Source organism: Acinetobacter sp. C32I (assembly GCF_023702715.1).
Taxonomy (GTDB): domain Bacteria; phylum Pseudomonadota; class Gammaproteobacteria; order Pseudomonadales; family Moraxellaceae; genus Acinetobacter.
In genome coordinates, this window is sequence record NZ_CP098480.1 from 177,358 (window position 1) to 195,061 (window position 17,704).

Annotated in this window: 21 protein-coding genes; 16 read left to right on the forward strand and 5 right to left on the reverse strand. The window is 41.3% G+C overall.

Features of this window, described 5'->3' with window-relative positions; all coding sequences use genetic code 11:
• The first annotated feature begins 31 nt into the window (after positions 1-31).
• From NDN13_RS00825 to NDN13_RS00850, 6 genes are all read left to right on the forward strand, one after another.
• On the forward strand, positions 32-1,183 hold the full coding sequence (locus tag NDN13_RS00825) for an NADH-dependent flavin oxidoreductase (RefSeq protein WP_251116788.1): 1,152 nt from the start codon (positions 32-34) through the stop codon (positions 1,181-1,183).
• 21 nt (positions 1,184-1,204) lie between these two features.
• A complete protein-coding gene (locus NDN13_RS00830; RefSeq protein ID WP_251116789.1) occupies positions 1,205-2,098 on the forward strand; it encodes an AraC family transcriptional regulator in 894 nt (297 codons plus the stop codon).
• Positions 2,099-2,340: 242 nt separating this feature from the next.
• Positions 2,341-3,267, forward strand: a complete 927-nt coding sequence (locus NDN13_RS00835) for an alpha/beta hydrolase (RefSeq protein ID WP_251116790.1) — start codon at positions 2,341-2,343, stop codon at positions 3,265-3,267.
• Positions 3,268-3,305: 38 nt separating this feature from the next.
• Positions 3,306-4,223, forward strand: a complete 918-nt coding sequence (locus NDN13_RS00840) for an alpha/beta hydrolase (protein ID WP_241289868.1) — start codon at positions 3,306-3,308, stop codon at positions 4,221-4,223.
• Positions 4,224-4,298: 75 nt separating this feature from the next.
• Positions 4,299-5,129, forward strand: coding sequence for an SDR family NAD(P)-dependent oxidoreductase (locus NDN13_RS00845; RefSeq protein WP_251116791.1), 831 nt, complete (start codon positions 4,299-4,301; stop codon positions 5,127-5,129).
• 20 nt (positions 5,130-5,149) lie between these two features.
• On the forward strand, positions 5,150-5,902 hold the full coding sequence (locus NDN13_RS00850; RefSeq protein ID WP_251116792.1) for an SDR family NAD(P)-dependent oxidoreductase: 753 nt from the start codon (positions 5,150-5,152) through the stop codon (positions 5,900-5,902).
• A gap of 64 nt (positions 5,903-5,966) precedes the next feature.
• Here NDN13_RS00850 and NDN13_RS00855 read toward each other — a convergent pair whose 3' ends face one another.
• Entirely contained in the window at positions 5,967-6,887 is a 921-nt protein-coding gene (locus NDN13_RS00855; RefSeq protein ID WP_251116793.1) for a LysR family transcriptional regulator, read from the reverse strand.
• A gap of 98 nt (positions 6,888-6,985) precedes the next feature.
• Between NDN13_RS00855 and NDN13_RS00860 the strand changes: the two genes are divergently transcribed.
• On the forward strand, positions 6,986-7,582 hold the full coding sequence (locus NDN13_RS00860) for an FMN-dependent NADH-azoreductase (protein ID WP_251116794.1): 597 nt from the start codon (positions 6,986-6,988) through the stop codon (positions 7,580-7,582).
• A 72-nt stretch (positions 7,583-7,654) separates the two neighbouring features.
• Here NDN13_RS00860 and NDN13_RS00865 read toward each other — a convergent pair whose 3' ends face one another.
• The gene (locus tag NDN13_RS00865; protein ID WP_251116795.1) at positions 7,655-8,290 is read right to left on the reverse strand and encodes an SDR family oxidoreductase; all 636 of its coding nucleotides are present in this window, start codon (positions 8,288-8,290) and stop codon (positions 7,655-7,657) included.
• Between the two features lie 211 nt (positions 8,291-8,501).
• The gene (locus NDN13_RS00870; RefSeq protein ID WP_004808344.1) at positions 8,502-9,605 is read right to left on the reverse strand and encodes an MBL fold metallo-hydrolase; all 1,104 of its coding nucleotides are present in this window, start codon (positions 9,603-9,605) and stop codon (positions 8,502-8,504) included.
• 261 nt (positions 9,606-9,866) lie between these two features.
• On the opposite strand from NDN13_RS00870, the gene NDN13_RS00875 reads away from it, so the two are divergent.
• From NDN13_RS00875 to NDN13_RS00900, 6 genes are all read left to right on the forward strand, one after another.
• Entirely contained in the window at positions 9,867-10,514 is a 648-nt protein-coding gene (locus NDN13_RS00875; protein ID WP_241289881.1) for a hypothetical protein, read from the forward strand.
• 17 nt (positions 10,515-10,531) lie between these two features.
• A complete protein-coding gene (locus tag NDN13_RS00880; protein ID WP_251116796.1) occupies positions 10,532-11,497 on the forward strand; it encodes a 2-hydroxyacid dehydrogenase in 966 nt (321 codons plus the stop codon).
• 111 nt (positions 11,498-11,608) lie between these two features.
• On the forward strand, positions 11,609-12,196 hold the full coding sequence (locus NDN13_RS00885; protein ID WP_004808338.1) for a 1-acyl-sn-glycerol-3-phosphate acyltransferase: 588 nt from the start codon (positions 11,609-11,611) through the stop codon (positions 12,194-12,196).
• Positions 12,197-12,366: 170 nt separating this feature from the next.
• Complete coding sequence (locus NDN13_RS00890; protein ID WP_251118138.1) at positions 12,367-13,764, forward strand: M48 family metalloprotease; 1,398 nt, start codon at positions 12,367-12,369, stop codon at positions 13,762-13,764.
• 29 nt (positions 13,765-13,793) lie between these two features.
• Positions 13,794-14,159 carry a GFA family protein gene (locus NDN13_RS00895; RefSeq protein ID WP_251116797.1) on the forward strand — a complete coding sequence of 122 codons (366 nt, stop codon included), beginning with the start codon at positions 13,794-13,796 and terminating at the stop codon, positions 14,157-14,159.
• Positions 14,160-14,199: 40 nt separating this feature from the next.
• On the forward strand, positions 14,200-14,559 hold the full coding sequence (locus tag NDN13_RS00900) for a hypothetical protein (RefSeq protein WP_251116798.1): 360 nt from the start codon (positions 14,200-14,202) through the stop codon (positions 14,557-14,559).
• A 79-nt stretch (positions 14,560-14,638) separates the two neighbouring features.
• On the opposite strand, the gene NDN13_RS00905 is transcribed toward NDN13_RS00900, so the two are convergent.
• A complete protein-coding gene (locus NDN13_RS00905) occupies positions 14,639-15,085 on the reverse strand; it encodes a GatB/YqeY domain-containing protein (RefSeq protein WP_251116799.1) in 447 nt (148 codons plus the stop codon).
• Positions 15,086-15,114: 29 nt separating this feature from the next.
• Entirely contained in the window at positions 15,115-15,330 is a 216-nt protein-coding gene (gene rpsU / locus NDN13_RS00910) for a 30S ribosomal protein S21 (RefSeq protein ID WP_004652785.1), read from the reverse strand.
• A 145-nt stretch (positions 15,331-15,475) separates the two neighbouring features.
• On the opposite strand from rpsU, the gene tsaD reads away from it, so the two are divergent.
• The 3 genes from tsaD to NDN13_RS00925 are packed head-to-tail and all read left to right on the forward strand — an operon-like array spanning position 15,476 to position 17,692.
• Entirely contained in the window at positions 15,476-16,483 is a 1,008-nt protein-coding gene (tsaD, locus tag NDN13_RS00915; RefSeq protein ID WP_251116800.1) for a tRNA (adenosine(37)-N6)-threonylcarbamoyltransferase complex transferase subunit TsaD, read from the forward strand.
• A gap of 1 nt (position 16,484) precedes the next feature.
• Positions 16,485-16,937 carry a bifunctional polynucleotide phosphatase/kinase family protein gene (locus NDN13_RS00920; protein WP_251116801.1) on the forward strand — a complete coding sequence of 151 codons (453 nt, stop codon included), beginning with the start codon at positions 16,485-16,487 and terminating at the stop codon, positions 16,935-16,937.
• On the forward strand, positions 16,937-17,692 hold the full coding sequence (locus NDN13_RS00925) for a tRNA(His) guanylyltransferase Thg1 family protein (RefSeq protein ID WP_004652788.1): 756 nt from the start codon (positions 16,937-16,939) through the stop codon (positions 17,690-17,692). The genes NDN13_RS00920 and NDN13_RS00925 overlap by 1 nt, the downstream gene beginning before the upstream one ends.
• Positions 17,693-17,704: the final 12 nt, after the last annotated feature.

Here is a 17,704-nt window from a genome sequence, read left to right on the forward strand (position 1 = left end):
TTTTTGCAAAATCTCCTATTGGAGGTGAATCATGGTGTGTTCAGTGAATCCTAAATTATTCCAGTCTTTTCAATTAACTCCAGATTTGAACTTACGCAATCGAATCGTTATGGCACCAATGACAACTTGGTCAGCAAATGAGGACGGTACGATTTCAGCTCAGGAACTTGAGTATATGCATAAGCGTGTAAAAGATGTCGGCTTGGTGATCACAGGCTGTACCCATGTACAAGAAAATGGGATTGGCTTTACCCGCGAGTTTGCTGGCTTTGATGATCGCTTTATACCCAGTCTGACCCAATTGGCTCAAGCAGCAAAAAGTGGCGGAGCACCTGCAATCCTACAAATTTTTCATGCAGGTATCAAAGCGATTCCAAACTTGATTGCTGATGCAGATATTGTCAGTGCAAGTAGCTTGGCAATTACTGCGGGTCCGTTTAAAACTGAACAACTTTCCAGTCGAGCATTATCTCACGATGAAGTTCTGCAGTTGATTGATGATTTTGGTGAAGCAACCCGTCGAGCGATTGAAGCTGGATTTGATGGGGTTGAGTTGCATGGTGCACATGGCTTTATCATTCAAAACTTTTTTTCACCTTTATATAACCAACGTGATGATGCATGGGGCGGTTCACTCGAAAAACGAATGGCATTTCCGTTAGCCGTGGTCGCGGAAGTGCAGCGTGTTATCCAACAACATGCGCAAGGTCCTTTTGCATTGGGTTATCGTATTTCTGTTGAAGAGTATGAAGACAATGGTTTGTCTATTGCAGACAGTCTGGAGCTGATTGATCAGTTAATTGCAACAGAGATTGACTATTTACATGTGTCTTTAGCCGATGTACTGCATTCGGTGCCTAAACATGATCTTCAGCAACCGCTTAGTATTCAACATGTATTAAAGCGGGTGGCAGATCGAATTCCGGTGATTGCCGCAGGTTTGTTACGCACACCTCAACAGGCTGAACAAGCTTTGGGTCTGGGTTTACCATTGATTGCCATTGGTAAGGCCTTGGTGATGAATCCGAACTGGGTCGCGTTGGCACAGCTTGGACAATTCGATGAGATTGCCCTTGAACTAAATCCTGCTGATGTTCCTGAATTGAGTATTCCTGAGCATCTCTGGCAGGAAATACAGGTCAGAGAAGGTTGGTTCAACATTAGCAGTACTGAAACGAATTAAGCCACTCGAGAGGATCAGACGATGATTGCAGAAAACACCCATGATGTAATCGCTTTATTATCAAATAGCGTAAATCGTCTGATTCAAACTGATGGTGATCATCAAACAGCGATTCCTACTTTATCTCTACATCGCCGTTCAGCAGCCAGTGCGACACATTGTATCTATAACTTAGGGTTGGGGATTGTATTACAGGGTGAAAAGCAGATTATGATTGGGGATCAGATTTTGACCTATAGCGCAGGTCAATCCATGTTGACCACAATCGATATTCCTGTGATTAGCCATACACGCCAAACTAGTCATCACCAGCCTTTTTTAGGTTTGATGTTGTTACTTGATGTGCCGATGATTACCGCCATGGTTGCCGAGATGGGGCAGATTCATTTAAAAGAAAAAGTTCAGCCCTCATTTGGTATTCAAACGATGGATTACACACTGCTTGAAGCGATTAGTCGATTGGTAAATTTATTGGATGAACCTGTGTTATTGCCACAGCTTGCGCCAATCTTGCAACAAGAGATCATGATTCGTTTATTGACTGGGCCGAATGGGGTGTATCTGCGTCAATTGATTAAAACTGGTTCAGTCAGTCAAAAAATTGCGAAGGCTGTCGCTTGGTTAAAGCACAATTTCGTACAGGCAATTCGTATGGATGATTTAGCTGAGCAGGTCTATATGAGCCCCTCAGCTTTTAGGCAGCATTTTCGTGAAATTACAGGTATGAGCCCGTTGCAGTACCAAAAGCAACTTCGTTTACAGGAGGCTCGACATTTAATGCTGAATCAACACTTTGATGTCGGGCATGCCGCGGGCTTGGTTGGTTATGAAAGTGCATCACAATTTAGCCGTGAATACTCACGTTTATTTGGTACTGCACCGCAACGAGATATTCAGGAATTACAACTCATTTAAATGTTTTATCTTTTATAAAGATTTAGCCTGATTTCTTATGGGGAGATAGGCTTTTTTATTTTATATATGATTGAAAATATTATTAAAATTTTAATAAATATGAATAAACAAAATAGGCAAAATTCCTGTTGGAATAGGCAATTCAATCACATTCGATCCTCCTATACTGAGGACATAGAAAGATAGAAATCCAAGTTGAAACGGATTGTCATTACGCATAATTAACGAGTGAGGTACTCAATATGCAAACTGTGAAATATAAAAACCTAGCATGGGAATCAGCAGCCAATATCCTGTTCCCAAATGATTTTGATAAAAGCAAAAAGTATCCTGCCATTGTCAGTGTTCATCCAATTGGAAGTTGTAAAGAACAGACTTCAGGCAATATTTATGGTCAAGCCCTAGCGGATGCAGGTTTTGTGGTACTGGTGATCGATGCATCATTCCAAGGTGAAAGTGGTGGTGAACCACGTTTTATCGAAAACCCATACCACCGTGTTGAAGATATTCGTTATGCCGTCGATTATTTGGTTACTCAAGATTTTGTCGATGAAAATCGAATCGGTGCTTTAGGTGTCTGTGGTGGTGGTGCTTATGTACTCAACACGGCGATGACCGAGAAACGGATTAAAGCGGTGACTTCAATCACTGGCGTGAACTTTGGCCGTATGACCCGTGAAGGTTATGGTGGCACAGGTGAGGCTTTAATTGAAGGGCTTGAGGCGATTGCACAGCAACGTACTGCCGAAGCTCGTGGTGCAGCATTGTTAGTGAATGATTTACTGCCACCATCTGTAGAAGAAGGTAAAAAAGCGGGAATTACCGATATTGATCCACTCGAAGCGACGGAATACTACAAAACTGCGCGTGGTCAGCAACCGAATGGCGCAACCAGTGCCTTATTCTCTCGTATGAGTGTGGCTTTGGGCTGGGATGCTTTTCACTTGGCTGAAGTCTTATTAACACAACCGATCTTAGTCGTGATCGGTGACAAGCCGGGAGCATTCGGTGCTTATCGTGATGGTCATGAAATTGTACGTCGCGCGGCATCGACACAAAAAGAGCTGCTTGTTTTAGAAAATACCTCGCATTACGAATTGTACGACCAACCTGAGCCTGTTGCTAAAGCACTGGCAAAAGTAATCCCATTTTTTAAAGCACATCTTTAAATTTGAAACACAAAGAATCTCAATAGAGGAATATGAAAATGTCAAAAGAAATCAGTATCCAAAATCATAATGGTCAAGGGATTACCCTTGCAGCAGTAATCAACTTCCCTGAAGGTTTTGATGAAAGTAAAACTTATCCTGCAGTGGTGGTGAGCCATCCAGGCGGTGGTGTTAAAGAGCAAACTGCTGGTTTATATGCGCGTAAGTTAGCTGAACATGGCTTTGTCACGATTGCCTACGATGCTTCTTATCAAGGTGCGAGTACAGGTTTGCCTCGTCAGTTAGAAAACCCGTATGTCCGTACGGAAGATGTCAGTGCTGTGATTGATTATTTAACAACACTGCCTTATGTCGACAATAACCGTATTGGTGCGATGGGGATTTGTGCAGGTGCAGGTTATACCGCAAATGCCGCCATCAATGATCGTCGTATTAAAGCGGTGGGTATGGTGAGTGCCGTTAACATTGGTCAAATGTTCCGTAATGGCTGGGAGAACAATGTTAAAGATGCAGATGCAATCCCTTATATCCAAGCAGGTACAGATGCTCGAACTTCAGATGCCAGTGGTGCCGAGATTGCAACAATTCCACTTGCACCATTAAGAGAAGAAGATGCACCAAATGAAGAATTGCGTGAAGCATGGGAGTATTACCATACCCCACGTGCGGAACATCCAAATGCACCAGGTTTTGCTACTGCACGCAGCCTAACCCAGATCATTACTTATGATGCCTATAACAAAGCTGAAGCCTTCTTTACTCAACCTTTATTGGCCATTGCAGGCAGTGTAGCAGGCAGTAAGTGGATGAGTGAGGACTTGATTAATCGTGCAGCAAGTACCGATAAACAACTTTATGTAGTAGTCGGAGCCAACCATATGTCTCTCTACGACAAACTAAATTTTGTTGATGAAGCGGTCGCTCAATTGGTTCCATTCTTTAGCACAAAACTTTAATCACACTGTACTTAAAGTAACTCAACAGGTCACTTTAAAGTGGCCTGTTTTTTTTCGAGATGTTGGAGTAGCACAATGAAACGTATTGGGTTTGTGACAGGTACAACACGCGGAATGGGTGTTGAAATTGTTAAAGCAGCGATTCAGCAAGGGGACTCGGTGATTGCGACAGGGAGAAGTTTAAGCAAACTCAAAGCGATTTATTCAAATTTACCGAGTGATCAGATTGAGTTGGTGGAGCTTGATATTCGTGATGAACAGCAGGTTAAAACTACTGTAGAGATTGGATTAAAGCGTTTTAGTCGTATAGATGTCTTAGTCAATAACGCTGGTTATCCGTTATTGGGCCGTTTTGAAGAAGTAACCGCAGCACAAATTGAACAGCAATTTGCCACCAATGTTTTTGGCACATCCAACGTACTCCGTACAGTCTTGCCGATCATACGCCAGCAACGTTCAGGTCATATCATCAATACGTCTTCAATTGCTGGAGTAAAAGCAGTTTCGAATGCCGTGTTTTATTCAGCTTCAAAGTTCGCAGTCGAAGCGATTAGTTTGGCTTTATTAGATGAAGTTGCACCATTTGGAATTAAGGTTACTGCGATTGAGCCAGGCTTTTTCCGTACTGAATTTTTAAGTGAAAGTTCAACAGAATATGGGACGCAGTTACACGACGATTATGAAGCATTGGGTAATACCAAGGCCTTGATGTCGGCTGCGGATGGGCAGCAACAAGGTAGTCCTGCCAAATTGGCACAAGTAGTGATGCAGTTAGCGGATATGCAACCACCACCGAGACAGTTATTGATTGGCAATGATGCAATAGAGTTTGTTACGCCGACACTGAACGCTCATCTTGACGAAATCCAAAGCTTTCAGAAGCTGACAAGAAGCACTGATTATTAACTCAATAGGTAAGACTTAAAATGAAAACAGCATTAATTACAGGCGCAAGTGCGGGTATTGGTAAAGCACTTGCTGATCAATTCGCGCAACAAGGTTTCAATTTGATTTTAGTTGCACGTCGCAGTGAAGCTTTAGAGCAAATTAAGCAAGATTTAGAAAACCGTTATTCAATTCAAGTCGAAAATCAGATCTTTGATTTAGCTGTATCTGGGCAAACGGCTGCGTTATATGACACCGTCAAACATCATAAAATTGATGTAATGATTAATAATGCAGGCTTTGGTGACTATGACTTAGCTTGGGATGCAGATCTAAACAAAGTGATGAATATGGTGGATTTGAATGTTCGTGCATTAACAGACTTATCTTTACGTTATATCAAAGACTATGTGGATGAAGATGCGGTATTAATCAATGTGTCATCTGTAGGAGGATACGCTGAAGTGGATGTCGCGATTCCTTATTGTGCCACTAAATTTTACGTCTCATCATTTACCGAAGGTATTGATTTTAGCTTGCGGACGCAAGGGAAAAAATTGCGTGCCAAAGTACTTGCTCCCGCTGGAACCCAAAGCGAATTCCATACCGTGGCTGCCGTAGGCAGTGGTATCGATATTAATAAGTTATATAACGGCGCAGTTTTAATGACAGCAGAGCAACTTGCTGAAAGTGCTTATCAACTTTATTTAAGTGATAAAACCGTAGGGATAGTCAATCCTAACAATGAATTCGAACTCAAAGATGCAATTTTCCCACAGGTCACTTTATTGTAAGTAGAAAGAGATCGCGGTATTGATATGAAGCAAAGGCTAAAGGAATTTAGCCTTTATTTTTTTCTTAGGGGGTATTTCGATTGTTCGATAGGGTTGCTGGTAAATGCTGAATGAGTCGATCAATTGCCAAACGTGTTTTTAATGGCATATAAGATAAACTCGGCCAAACCACATGGATTGGAAAGTCGACACTGGAAAACTCGGGTAAGACTTGAACTAAACTGCCATCCTGTAGTTCTTTATGAATGAGCCAATCGGGAAGCCATGCAATTCCATGATGTGACAACACGGTATTTTTAATCGCCAGCATATCATTTAACAGCAATTTTGCTTGGGGTCGAATGGTATACAGTTGTTTGTGTTCATCTTGAAGATGCCATTTCGGTGGGGACCCAGAATAAGGATAAGCAATGGCCGTGTGCTGTTGTAGATCATCCAAGTCCTTCACTGTGCCTGATTGCTGTAGATATTCGGGTGTGGCACAGAGTAGCATCCGATGATCACCTAGCTTTCTCGCAATCAAATGATGGCTATCTGGTAAAGCACCAATACGAATCGCTAAATCAAAACCATCTTCGACCAAATCGACAGTTCGGTCATTAAAAGAGAATTCTACCTGCAAATCAGCATGCTGTTGTGCCAGTTCAATCATCATTGGGGCAACATAGAGTTGTCCAAACAAAACTGGGGCCGAAATTCTTAATAAGCCCGTTGCACTGATTTTACCCTGATCTAAAAAGCTTTCAGCAGCATGGATTTCTGCAATAGCACGCTGACTGTGCTCATAAAACAGCGTACCTTCGGCTGTTAAGCTGAGGGTTCGAGTAGTACGCTTAAATAAAGTCACGCCCAAACGTTGTTCTAAACGCGCAATGCTTTTACTCACCGCCGAGCGGGTCAGATGTAGTTGTTCAGCAGCATTGCTAAAGCTTCCTGCCTCGACCACTGTCACAAAGATTGAAATCGTACTCAGCTCAGTTTGCATGATTGTAGAATTTTTGGAATCAATTGATTGAAATAGTATCACTACTGGCGATTAAAATGTAATAGTAAGATAGCTCCATCAAGATATGGAGAACAAACATGGCGAAAGTGTTGGTATTGAAATCAAGCATTATGGGTGATCAATCACAGACGAGCCGTTTGATCGATGCATTCTTAAAACAACGTGCAGAAGCAGGCGTACAGGATGAAGTGATCATTCGTGATTTAACCACGCTTAACTTACCTGTACTGGATGCTGAAATTTTCCATGCGCTGCGTGGTGCAGAGCACGTTGCAGCGCCGATACAAAAGATTGTCCAGTTATCGGATGAGTTGATTGCAGAACTTAAAGCAACGGATCTATTGCTGATCGGCGCGCCGATGTACAACTTGAATGTGCCAACACAGTTGAAGAACTGGTTCGATTTGGTCGCGCGTGCTCGCCACACTTTTAGATATACCGAAACTTATCCTCAAGGTCTGGTTGAAGGTGTCAAGGCAATCGTGATGAGCAGTCGTGGTGGTATTCACCTTGGACAAGTGACGGATGCAGTAACGCCTTATCTACAGTCTGTTTTAGGCTTAATGGGGATTCATGAGGTGCGCTTCGTTTATGCGGAAGGTCTGGATATTCCTGCTTTAAAGGTGGATGCATTAAAAGATGCGCATCTAAAAGCCCAGCAAGCTGCTGTTTAAAAAAATACCCCTTACTACTGAACTTGGTAGGATCGGACAAGCAGGGTGCCTGTTTGTCCGATTTTTTCATATTTAGATGAAATAAGGTTGATCGGCATCTGAGTGTGGTTTATTGAGCCCTAAGTTTTTTCTAGAGGCTAATGCTGGTGTTTGAATAATTTTAACCACGAAGGCAGCGACACTTTTACGTGAGATGACCGTGCCTTTAAAATGCTCATGGCGTTCCGTTGTTTCATAGTCAATCTCATCTTCATCCATGAGCCACGCTGCACGCAAAATACTATAATCCAGATCAGAGGCTTCTAATAAATCCGCTGCTTTACGATATGGGCCAAGGTATTTGCCGATTTCATTGCGATTCCATTCACCAAATTTACCTGTGACTTCATCATAGATGCCTAAGGAGTTGATCAGAATAATACGTTTAACGCCTGCGCCGTGCATGGCTTCAATGATATTCCGTGTTTGCTGTTCTAATTCACCAGCAAGGTTGGCATAAACAATATCTTGCCCTTGGACGATCTGTTTTAATTTTTCCAGATCTAAAACATCCGCTTCAATGACTTTTGCATTGCTCGGCAAATCAGTGCCTAATTTTTTTGCATCACGGAGCAATAGCGTTTGAGTTAGTTCAGGCGCGTTGGCCAACATGTTAATGACCCATTGAGCAATTTGACCTGATGCGCCAAGAATTAATACATTTTTCATTTTAAACTACCTTTATTTCACTTTTTCATTCAAGAAAACACATATGAATGTCATTTTCTTGATCTTTGATGATTTTATTTAAGCTTAAAAATACGAAACGGATTGACCTGAAATGCTCAGTTGTTTGCCTAATTTGATGAGCTTGTCGATTTTTGCAGTATCCATAAAAAAGCCCCATCGAAATGAGGCTGATATAACAATCATGATTGAATTAGCGAATATTCTTCCACCACTGTTTAAACGGTTGCTGTTCATTATCCAGTTCAACCAATTCTCCAATCATCGGCGTCGCAAGGCGATATTTTCTGCTTTTTGAATATTCAACAATACGGGTAATCGGTTCATACCAAGCATGCTTGGCCAAACTGAATTTTGAATGATGTACAGGAATCATATTACGCGCATTCAGTTCTTCAGTGGCTTGGGCAACCTCATCAGGATGGCAATGTACTGAACGCCAAGCGGCGTCATATTGCCCATTTTCCATTAAGGCCCAATCAAAGGGACCGTATTTCTGTCCGATCTCGACAAAGTGCTTGTCATAACCACCATCACCCGTATAGAAAATCTTTTTATTCGGGGATTGAATCACGAAAGAAACCCATAAATTCTTACCACCATCAAAGGCACGTCGTGAATCATGATGGGTGGTTTCAGTGATAATGCTAATCCCATCATCAAACTCGATTCGATCACCCCAATCTCGCTCGATCAGTTTATTTTTTGGGTAACCCCAGTATTCAAAGTGTTCGCCGACGCCTAGACCTGTAATCACGTATTTAACTTTGTCTTTGAGTTTAAGTGCCGTTTCATAATCGAGGTGGTCATAGTGATCATGCGAAATCAGCAAATAATCAATCTCGGGTAAATCCTCAACCCGATAGATATCAGTCCCTTTATAGGCGCGTGTGCCCCAAGGGAAAGGAGAGGCTTTGCCACTCATGACAGGGTCGATCAAAAAGGTTTTACCATGCAACTGCATAAATACCGATGAGTGTCCAAACCAGATCATGACATCTTGTTTTGGATCAAGAGCAAGTAGATTGGTTTTAATGGAAGGAATGGGATCAATCGGATTACGATGCGGAATGGTTTTAATAAAGGTTTTATAGAGTTCAACTGCAATACTAGAGCCTTCGCTCATGCCTGATTTTTCAATTAAATTTCGAAATTGACCTTGGCGATAGTTGGGAGAGCTTTCAATGACTTGTAGTCGTTCACCAGAAGGAATTTTACCGAATAAGGGTTGTTGTGCATATATAACACTCGCTGCAATAAGCAGGGCCACGGCGATCGCAACAAAAAGAATAAGCATAAATGGAGTCAACCTTTTCATTTGAGCATTCGATACGATATTAATAAAAACTAAAAGCGACAAAATGATGAAATATTGTCTAAAAGTCGATGAATGAAAACTTGCCTATTGTTATTGAATATTTGCCTAAACGAACGAGAATTGAATGTGTATTGATGTGATTGAGCAAAAGGAAGTCATTTAGCAGGACTTGGTTTATGCTAGACTATGCAAGGTTACAGTGTTGTAAATCACTGTGAGTCAAGACAACGAGTAGGTAGCATGATCGGGCAGCAAAGAAACATATTGGCAACTTTAGGAATAGATGTTTGGATTCCTAGAGAAGTGGTATGTCAAAAAAATACTGCACCGAACCTATGGCGAGATCAAATTGTTGAAGAAGCTTCACAGCCACTGACACCAATATTAGATGTCGTACCAACGCCACAAGAAATTCAAGTTGCATCGCGACCAACATTAGCGATCACTGAAAAAGAAATTCCTCAGCCTACAGAAATTATTGCCAAGCCTATTGTAAAAGAAGCTGTTGTTGAAAAAGAACAGATTGTTATTACAACGCAGATTCAGGCATTTGAACTGCAAATGTATGTTTTAGAAAACTGTGCCATTTTGTTGGAAAGCAGTCAGCTCAGCGATGCACAACGGCAGCTCTGGCAAAATATTCAAAAGGCACGATTGGGTCAATACGCAGAGTTGAAATGGCCATTTCCCTTGGCTGCATTTCAAGAGAGCAGAGGACTACCATCCTATATTCAAGGCTTTCTGGATGCTACGGCAAGCGGCAGAAAGATATTATGCTTAGGTCAACTGGACTTTATTCAGCATTCTAATATATTACATTTAGCGAGTTTAGAAGAAATGCTGGCTCAACCTGTCTTGAAAAGACGATTGTGGCAGCTCATGCAATAAAGAACGGAAATCGAATCATGAAGAAAGTCGTTGTATTCAGCCAAATAGATCAGGACGTGATAGCGCAGTTACAGCAAGATTATCAAGTGGTGGTGCTCAATCCTAAGCTTGGTGATATCAATGAACAGATTCGGACCGAAGTGGTTGATGCCGATGCCATGATTGGCGCAGGGCGTTTACTCAATGAAAGCAACTTAGCGCCTGCACAAAAACTTAAAATTATTTCGACCGTGTCGGTTGGCTACGACAACTACGATGTTGACTATCTCAATCAAAAGAAAATTTGGCTCGCCAACACGCCACATGTACTGACAGAAACCACAGCCGATCTAGCCTTTAGCTTGTTACTGAGTGCCGCACGTAAGATTCCACAATTAGATGCTTGGACCAAGCAAGGGCAGTGGAAGCGTACCGTTGCGACAGAACAATTCGGTGTTGATGTGTTTGGGAAAACCTTAGGTATTATTGGTTTGGGTAATATTGGAGCTGCCATTGCCCGCCGCGGTTTCTATGGTTTCAATATGAATATTTTGTATCATAATCGCCGTGAAAAGATTGAAGTGGCTCAGGCCTTCAATGCACAGTATCGTGATTTAGATCAGTTATTGCAGCAATCTGATTTTATTGTAGTGGCTGTTGACTTAAATAGTGAGTCAAAAGCATTGATTGGGGCTGAGCAATTCGATTTGATGCAAAAACATGCTGTCTTCGTCAATATCGCGCGTGGTTCGGTGGTGGATGAACATGCATTAATTGAAGCATTGCAACAAAACAAAATCTTTGCCGCGGGTTTGGATGTCTATGCCAAGGAACCACTACAAAGTTCTCCATTATTTGAGCTACCCAATGCAGTGACTGCGCCACATATCGGTTCGGCAACTGCTGAAACACGTCAGAAGATGGTCAACCTTGCTTATCAGAACCTGATTGATGCATTAGAAGATCGTACACCTCGCTATTTAGTGAATCCGAAATTCGAATAATTGCTTACAATGCTGATCATTTAATTGCTGCATTATTGTGCGGCCCCATCTTTTTAAGTTGATTAATATTGGTACACTTGCGCCCTTTGTGACTTCGTCTTGGGGCGTCTGGTGTTTGAAAAATTAGCTGAACAAAGTTTGGGCTTAATGGGTTGGGAAATTGACAATCATTGGGATTTAAATATTGATCAATGTGTCATGATCGCGGCCCCGCATACCAGCAACTGGGATGCTTTATATGCGCGTTTGGCGTTAAAAGCCTTGGGTGTTAATGTGCGCCTGACCATCAAAGACAGTTATATGAAATTGCCATTTGGTCCTTTTGTTCGTGCCATGGGCGGCATTGGCATTGATCGTCGTGCCAAGCATGAAGGTCAAGAACGTCCAAGTATGGTTCAGCTGATGAGTGATTTATTTAAGACGCATCCTAAGTTAGTCATGCTGGTGACTCCAGAAGGAACACGTGCTAAACAAGAGCAATGGAAAACTGGTTTTTATCATGTGGCAATAACAGCGGGTGTACCGATTGCGCTTGCGTATATGGACTATGCCAAGAAAAAAACAGGCGTAGGAAAAATTGTTTATCCTACAGGGGATTATGAAAAGGATATGACCGAGATCATGTCTTTTTATGCGACGATCAATGCCAAATTCCCAGAGAAATTTAGTGTAGATCAGCGTTACGTCGCGGCAGAGTAATTCAGTTGATTTCAAAAATCATAAAGTAAGGCAGGATTTTCCTGCCTTTTATAACACTTTGTTGCAAATTTCTCCTTTTTTCAATGCTATATTAAATTTCTTTATTAAAATCATAGAGAAACCACTTGAGATCGTTCCTGCTCGCCTGTGGCCTTTTCGCCACAACTCAACTGAGTCACACTGAGGTTTTTTTGCCTGTGCATAGTGCTGGGCAAACAGAAGTGCCTGAAATTGGCAGCGGTATAGGTTTACTTGATCAACAAAAAGAAAAATTTATCGGTGAAAAAGTCTATCGTGAAGTGCATCGTCAAATGCCAACGGTGCAAGATGCATGGTTGGAAGACCAGTTTTTTCAGGTTTTTTCAGGCATTTTAAGTCAGACCCAACTTGGTCAACCGATTGGCTTAGTCATTATCAAAGATCCTCAAATTAATGCCTTTGCCGTTCCAGGTGGTTTATTTGCCTTGAATACAGGTTTGATTACTTCTGCTAAGAATCTGGATGAGATTGCAGGGGTCATGGCGCATGAGATTGCACACGTATCACAGCGTCATTATAGCCGTTCTCAAGAAGCATTTAAGGGCCAGGGTTTGCTCGCATTGGCGGGGATTCTTGTCGGGGCAGCCATTGCATCGCAAGCCGATGGCAATGCCGGTGCAGCGGTAATGATGGGGACTCAAGCAGCATTGATGGATAAGCAGTTGAGTTATAGCCGTAATCAGGAGCGTGAAGCGGATCGTATTGGCATGCAGTTTATGTATGCTGCAGGTTATAACCCACAAAGCATGGCAGATTATTTTGAAACCATGCATCGTGCCACCAGTCGGGTCAGCTTTTTACCAGACTTCTGGTTTACCCATCCTTTAACCACTGAACGGATGAGCGAAGCACGTTTACGTGCTAATCAATTACCGAAAGTGAAATCAAAAATTTACGATCTCGATTTTGAAATTTTAAAACTCTATACCTTAGTGGTTTCAAATCAGGCCACTGAAATTCAATTACAGTCACTGGCCAATCAGAAAAATACAGCTGCACAATTAGCACTGAGCAAGTTCTATCTTGAACAAGGTGATTATGCACAAGCACAAGCCAATTTGGATTTAGTGAAGGCTAAACTCAAGAATCATGTACTGGTTCCATTGATTCAAACGGATATTTATTTGGGACAAAACAAGCTAGATCAAGCTTATAGTAGTATTAATTCGATTCAGAAAATTATGCCAGAAAATCGAGCTTTATCCTATAAACTGGCAGAAGTTTTGATTCGCCAAGGGCAAGTTGCGCAGGCACAAACCTTGGTACAGCGTTTTATCCATAAAAACCAGCGTGATATAGAAGGCTGGCAACTGCTGCAACAAGCCACCAATTTAGATAAGAGCTCACCATTACAAGCAGTCAATGTATTGGGTTATCGTGCAGAGGCAGAGTATTGGTCGGGTTATGAAGAAAATGCGATTAAGTCGATGTTACACGCACAACGGTTGGCGAAAGGCAATCTAGCCATGTCAGCTAAGATTGACTCGCGTTTAAAACAGATGCAAGATGAACGCCGTATGCGACTCTAATTCCGATTAAAACAATTCAAGGAAGACACATGATTCAAGGGCAATGTTTGTGTGGTGCTGTGCAGTATCAATATCATGGAGAAATTGAAAACAGCATTTTATGTTATTGCAGCCATTGCCAACAGGCTCAAGGTTCAATTGCAGGGTGGAACAGTCCGATTGAGCGCAGCAAATTTGAGCTGATTTCTGGGCAAGAGCAACTGAAAGAATATTTTCATACACCCAACAAGGCGCGTGTATTTTGTCAAAATTGTGCCAGTCCGCTCTATTCTTATCGAAAGGATTTGCCAGATGTAATTCGTTTACGCCTAGGCACTGTGACAGAAGGTGATATACCTGCACCGAAGGAAGAATTTTTTCTTGAGCACAAACCAAAATTTATTGAATTAAGATAAGATGACGAGCGTAAGCAATCGCTAAGAAGTTAGAACATTTATGAAGAAAATTTTAGTTTTTATTTTTGCGATCAGTAGTGTGGGGATCAGCTCAGCAGCATCGATTGAGCAATATGCAAACTCAGTGGATAAAATTCGTAGTGTATATGCGCAGGATATTCGTAGTTTTTTACGGAGTCTGAATCCTCAAACGTCACAATTTACACCTGAGCAACAAGCAAAGTACTGTCAGATTAATCAGCGTTATATTCAGGATATGTCTGATGCGATTGAACAAAATCGCTCATCATTACCAGCGCAATATGCCAGTATGACCAAGCAGGATTTAATCAAGCAGGTGGTTGAATCAAAAGAAATGCAAATGCTTACGAAATATGATGTTCAGTGTGATTTTAAATAATAAAAACACTTTGGGTTCATTATTGCAATGAATCCAATTTTTAATTGAATAGATGATATAAAGGGGAGAATTAAGCAGATTAGCTTAATTTTGCTTTAATTTTAGCAGATACTTGTGCAGGATCGGCACGCCCGGCTATGATCGGACGTAGAGAATTCATCACCTTACCCATATCTTTCATGCTAGTAGCTTCTTGAGCAGCAATCGTTTGCTCAATGATGGAATCAAGTTCTTCCTCAGTCATAGCTGCTGGTAGAAATTGAGAAATAACCTCAACTTCGGCTTGTTCCTTACTAGCTAAATCATCTCGACCAGCGCCAGAAAAGGCCTTGATCGATTCTTTACGTTGTTTAATTTGCTTTTCAATGATCGCAAGAACCTGAGCATCGTCAAGCTCTATGCGCTCATCGACTTCGATTTGCTTAATTGCTGCTTGTACACCACGAATAACCGTTACTGTTGCCATATCTTTGGCACGCATTGAGTTTTTTAACACGTCAGTAATTTGGTTTTTTAAAGTATTCATAGTCTCTTCAGCAGTCAATCACAAATTAATTAGTAAAGGCGAGTAGTACGTACAGATTCGCGAGTCAATTTCTTTTGATAACGCTTAACTGCAGCAGCTTTTTTACGCTTACGTTCTTGAGTTGGTTTCTCATAGAATTCGCGCTTACGAACGTCAGCTAAAACACCCGCTTTTTCGCATGAACGTTTGAAACGACGGATAGCTACGTCTACTGGTTCGCCTTCTTTCAACTTAACTTGTGGCATGTAAAATCCTCTAAGATTATGGATAAGATCTAACGCACGATTGCACTAGATCGCAAGTGAAGGTCAGTATTTTACTCATTTACAACTCAGATCACAAGTCTATAATAGCTCTGATATTATTTTTGATCGTTGTAAAGGCAGTTTAATGATTGTTTTGGGCTTAGAAACTTCGTGTGATGAAACTGGGTTAGCACTCTATGATAGCGAGCTCGGCTTACGTGGACAGGTTTTATATAGCCAGATCAAATTACATGCTGAATATGGTGGTGTCGTTCCTGAATTGGCTTCACGTGACCATGTTCGCAAGATGATTCCTTTGATTAATCAGCTGCTTGAACAAAGTGGTGTCAAAAAACAAGAAATTGATGCAGTTGCCTATACTCGTGGTCCTGGACTGATGGGCGCACTAATGACAGGTGCTTTATTTGGCCGCAGTTTGGCATTTGCATTTAATAAACCTGCGATTGGTGTGCATCATATGGAAGGTCATATGCTTGCACCATTACTCTCGGAAACTCCACCGGAATTTCCGTTTGTGGCTTTATTGGTTTCAGGTGGGCATACTCAATTAATGGCGGCCTATGGCATCGGTCAATATGAATTGCTTGGTGAATCGATTGACGATGCAGCGGGTGAAGCCTTTGATAAAGTCGCAAAAATGATGAAACTACCTTATCCAGGTGGGCCGAATATTGCGAAATTGGCGTTACAGGGCGATGCCAAAGCATTTGACTTTCCGCGACCAATCTTGCATCAAGGTTTGGATTTTTCTTTTAGCGGTCTTAAAACTGCAGTTTCAGTACAACTGAAAAAGTTAGGTGAAGAAAATCGTGATGCGGATGTGGCTGCCTCTTTCCAAGAGGCGGTTGTCGATACGCTCGCTAAAAAATCCGTGAAAGCTTTAAAACAAACGGGTTTAAAACGTTTGGTGATTGCTGGTGGTGTCAGTGCTAATCTGCGTTTGCGTGAACAATTAGAAACGTCACTGGCAAAGATCAAGGCACATGTTTATTATGCCGAGCCCGCATTGTGCACAGACAATGGCGCCATGATTGCCTTTGCTGGATATCAACGTTTAAAAGCAGGGCAACATGATGGTTTGGCGGTGACGACAACACCAAGATGGCCAATGACTGAGTTACAACCAACCTAAAATGGAGCTTATCATTTTTGTAGGTGGGCAAGCTTCAGGTAAATCAACATTCTTTAAGCAATATTTCTCTGACACGCATATTCGTCTCAATCTTGATATGTTGAAAACCAGACATCGTGAGAAAATATTGTTTCAGGCTTGTTTGGACGCAAAACAGAAGGTTGTTGTTGATAATACCAATCCGACTAAACTTGATCGAAAGGTATATGTTCAAGATGCAAAAAATGCTCACTTTAAAGTGATTGCTTACTATTTTGATAGTGGTCTGGATGATGCTCTTTTGCGGAATGAACAACGAGTAGGTAAGGCGAAAATTCCTAGGGTTGGTGTGATTTCTACGTTTAAAAAGTTAGAAATCCCTGAGTCTAATGAAGATTTTGATGAAATTTACAGCGTTTCAATTGATCAAGAAAATGATTTTAATGTGAGCTTGCTGTATCAAAGAGAACAATAATGAGATTTGAAGATTTAGATACCAGACTAAGAAAATATGAGACGGCTTACGATTTCTGTATTCCACCAGAAAATTATATTGTCGTTAGGTTGGATGGTCGTGGATTTACACGCTTAACCAAAGAGATTTGGCAATTCGAAGCGCCATTTGATGTACATTTTAGAGATTTAATGGTAGAAACCACAACCCATTTATTACAGTGTGGTTTTAATATCATCTATGGTTATACCCAGAGCGATGAAATTTCTCTTTTATTCCATTATCGTGATGAAAGTTTTAACCGCAAGGAACGTAAAATTCTTTCTATTTTAGCTGGTGAAGCCAGTGCAAAATTCTCTGTTATGCATGGCCAAATTGCTACTTTTGATGCTCGAGTTTGTGTTTTACCCAATTCGCAATTGGTAGATGACTACTTCCGTTGGCGACAAGAGGATGCTCATCGAAATGCATTAAATGCACACTGTTATTGGATGTTAAGAAAATCGGGTCATGCAGTAGCAGAAGCAACGGAACAAGTTAAAGGGTTAAATCGTCAAGAAAAGCATGATTTACTCTTTTCACAGCAGATTAATTTTAATGAACTCCCTGCATGGCAAAAACGTGGCACAGGTGTTTATTGGAAAGACGTTGAAAAAACGGGTCTGAATCCGAAAACTGGTGAAATTACACAAACGACAAGAAGGCAGTTAGTTGCTGATTTTGATTTGCCTTTAAATGAATTCTATAGTGAATTTATAGGTCAAAATTTTTTTTGAAAATATTTTTAT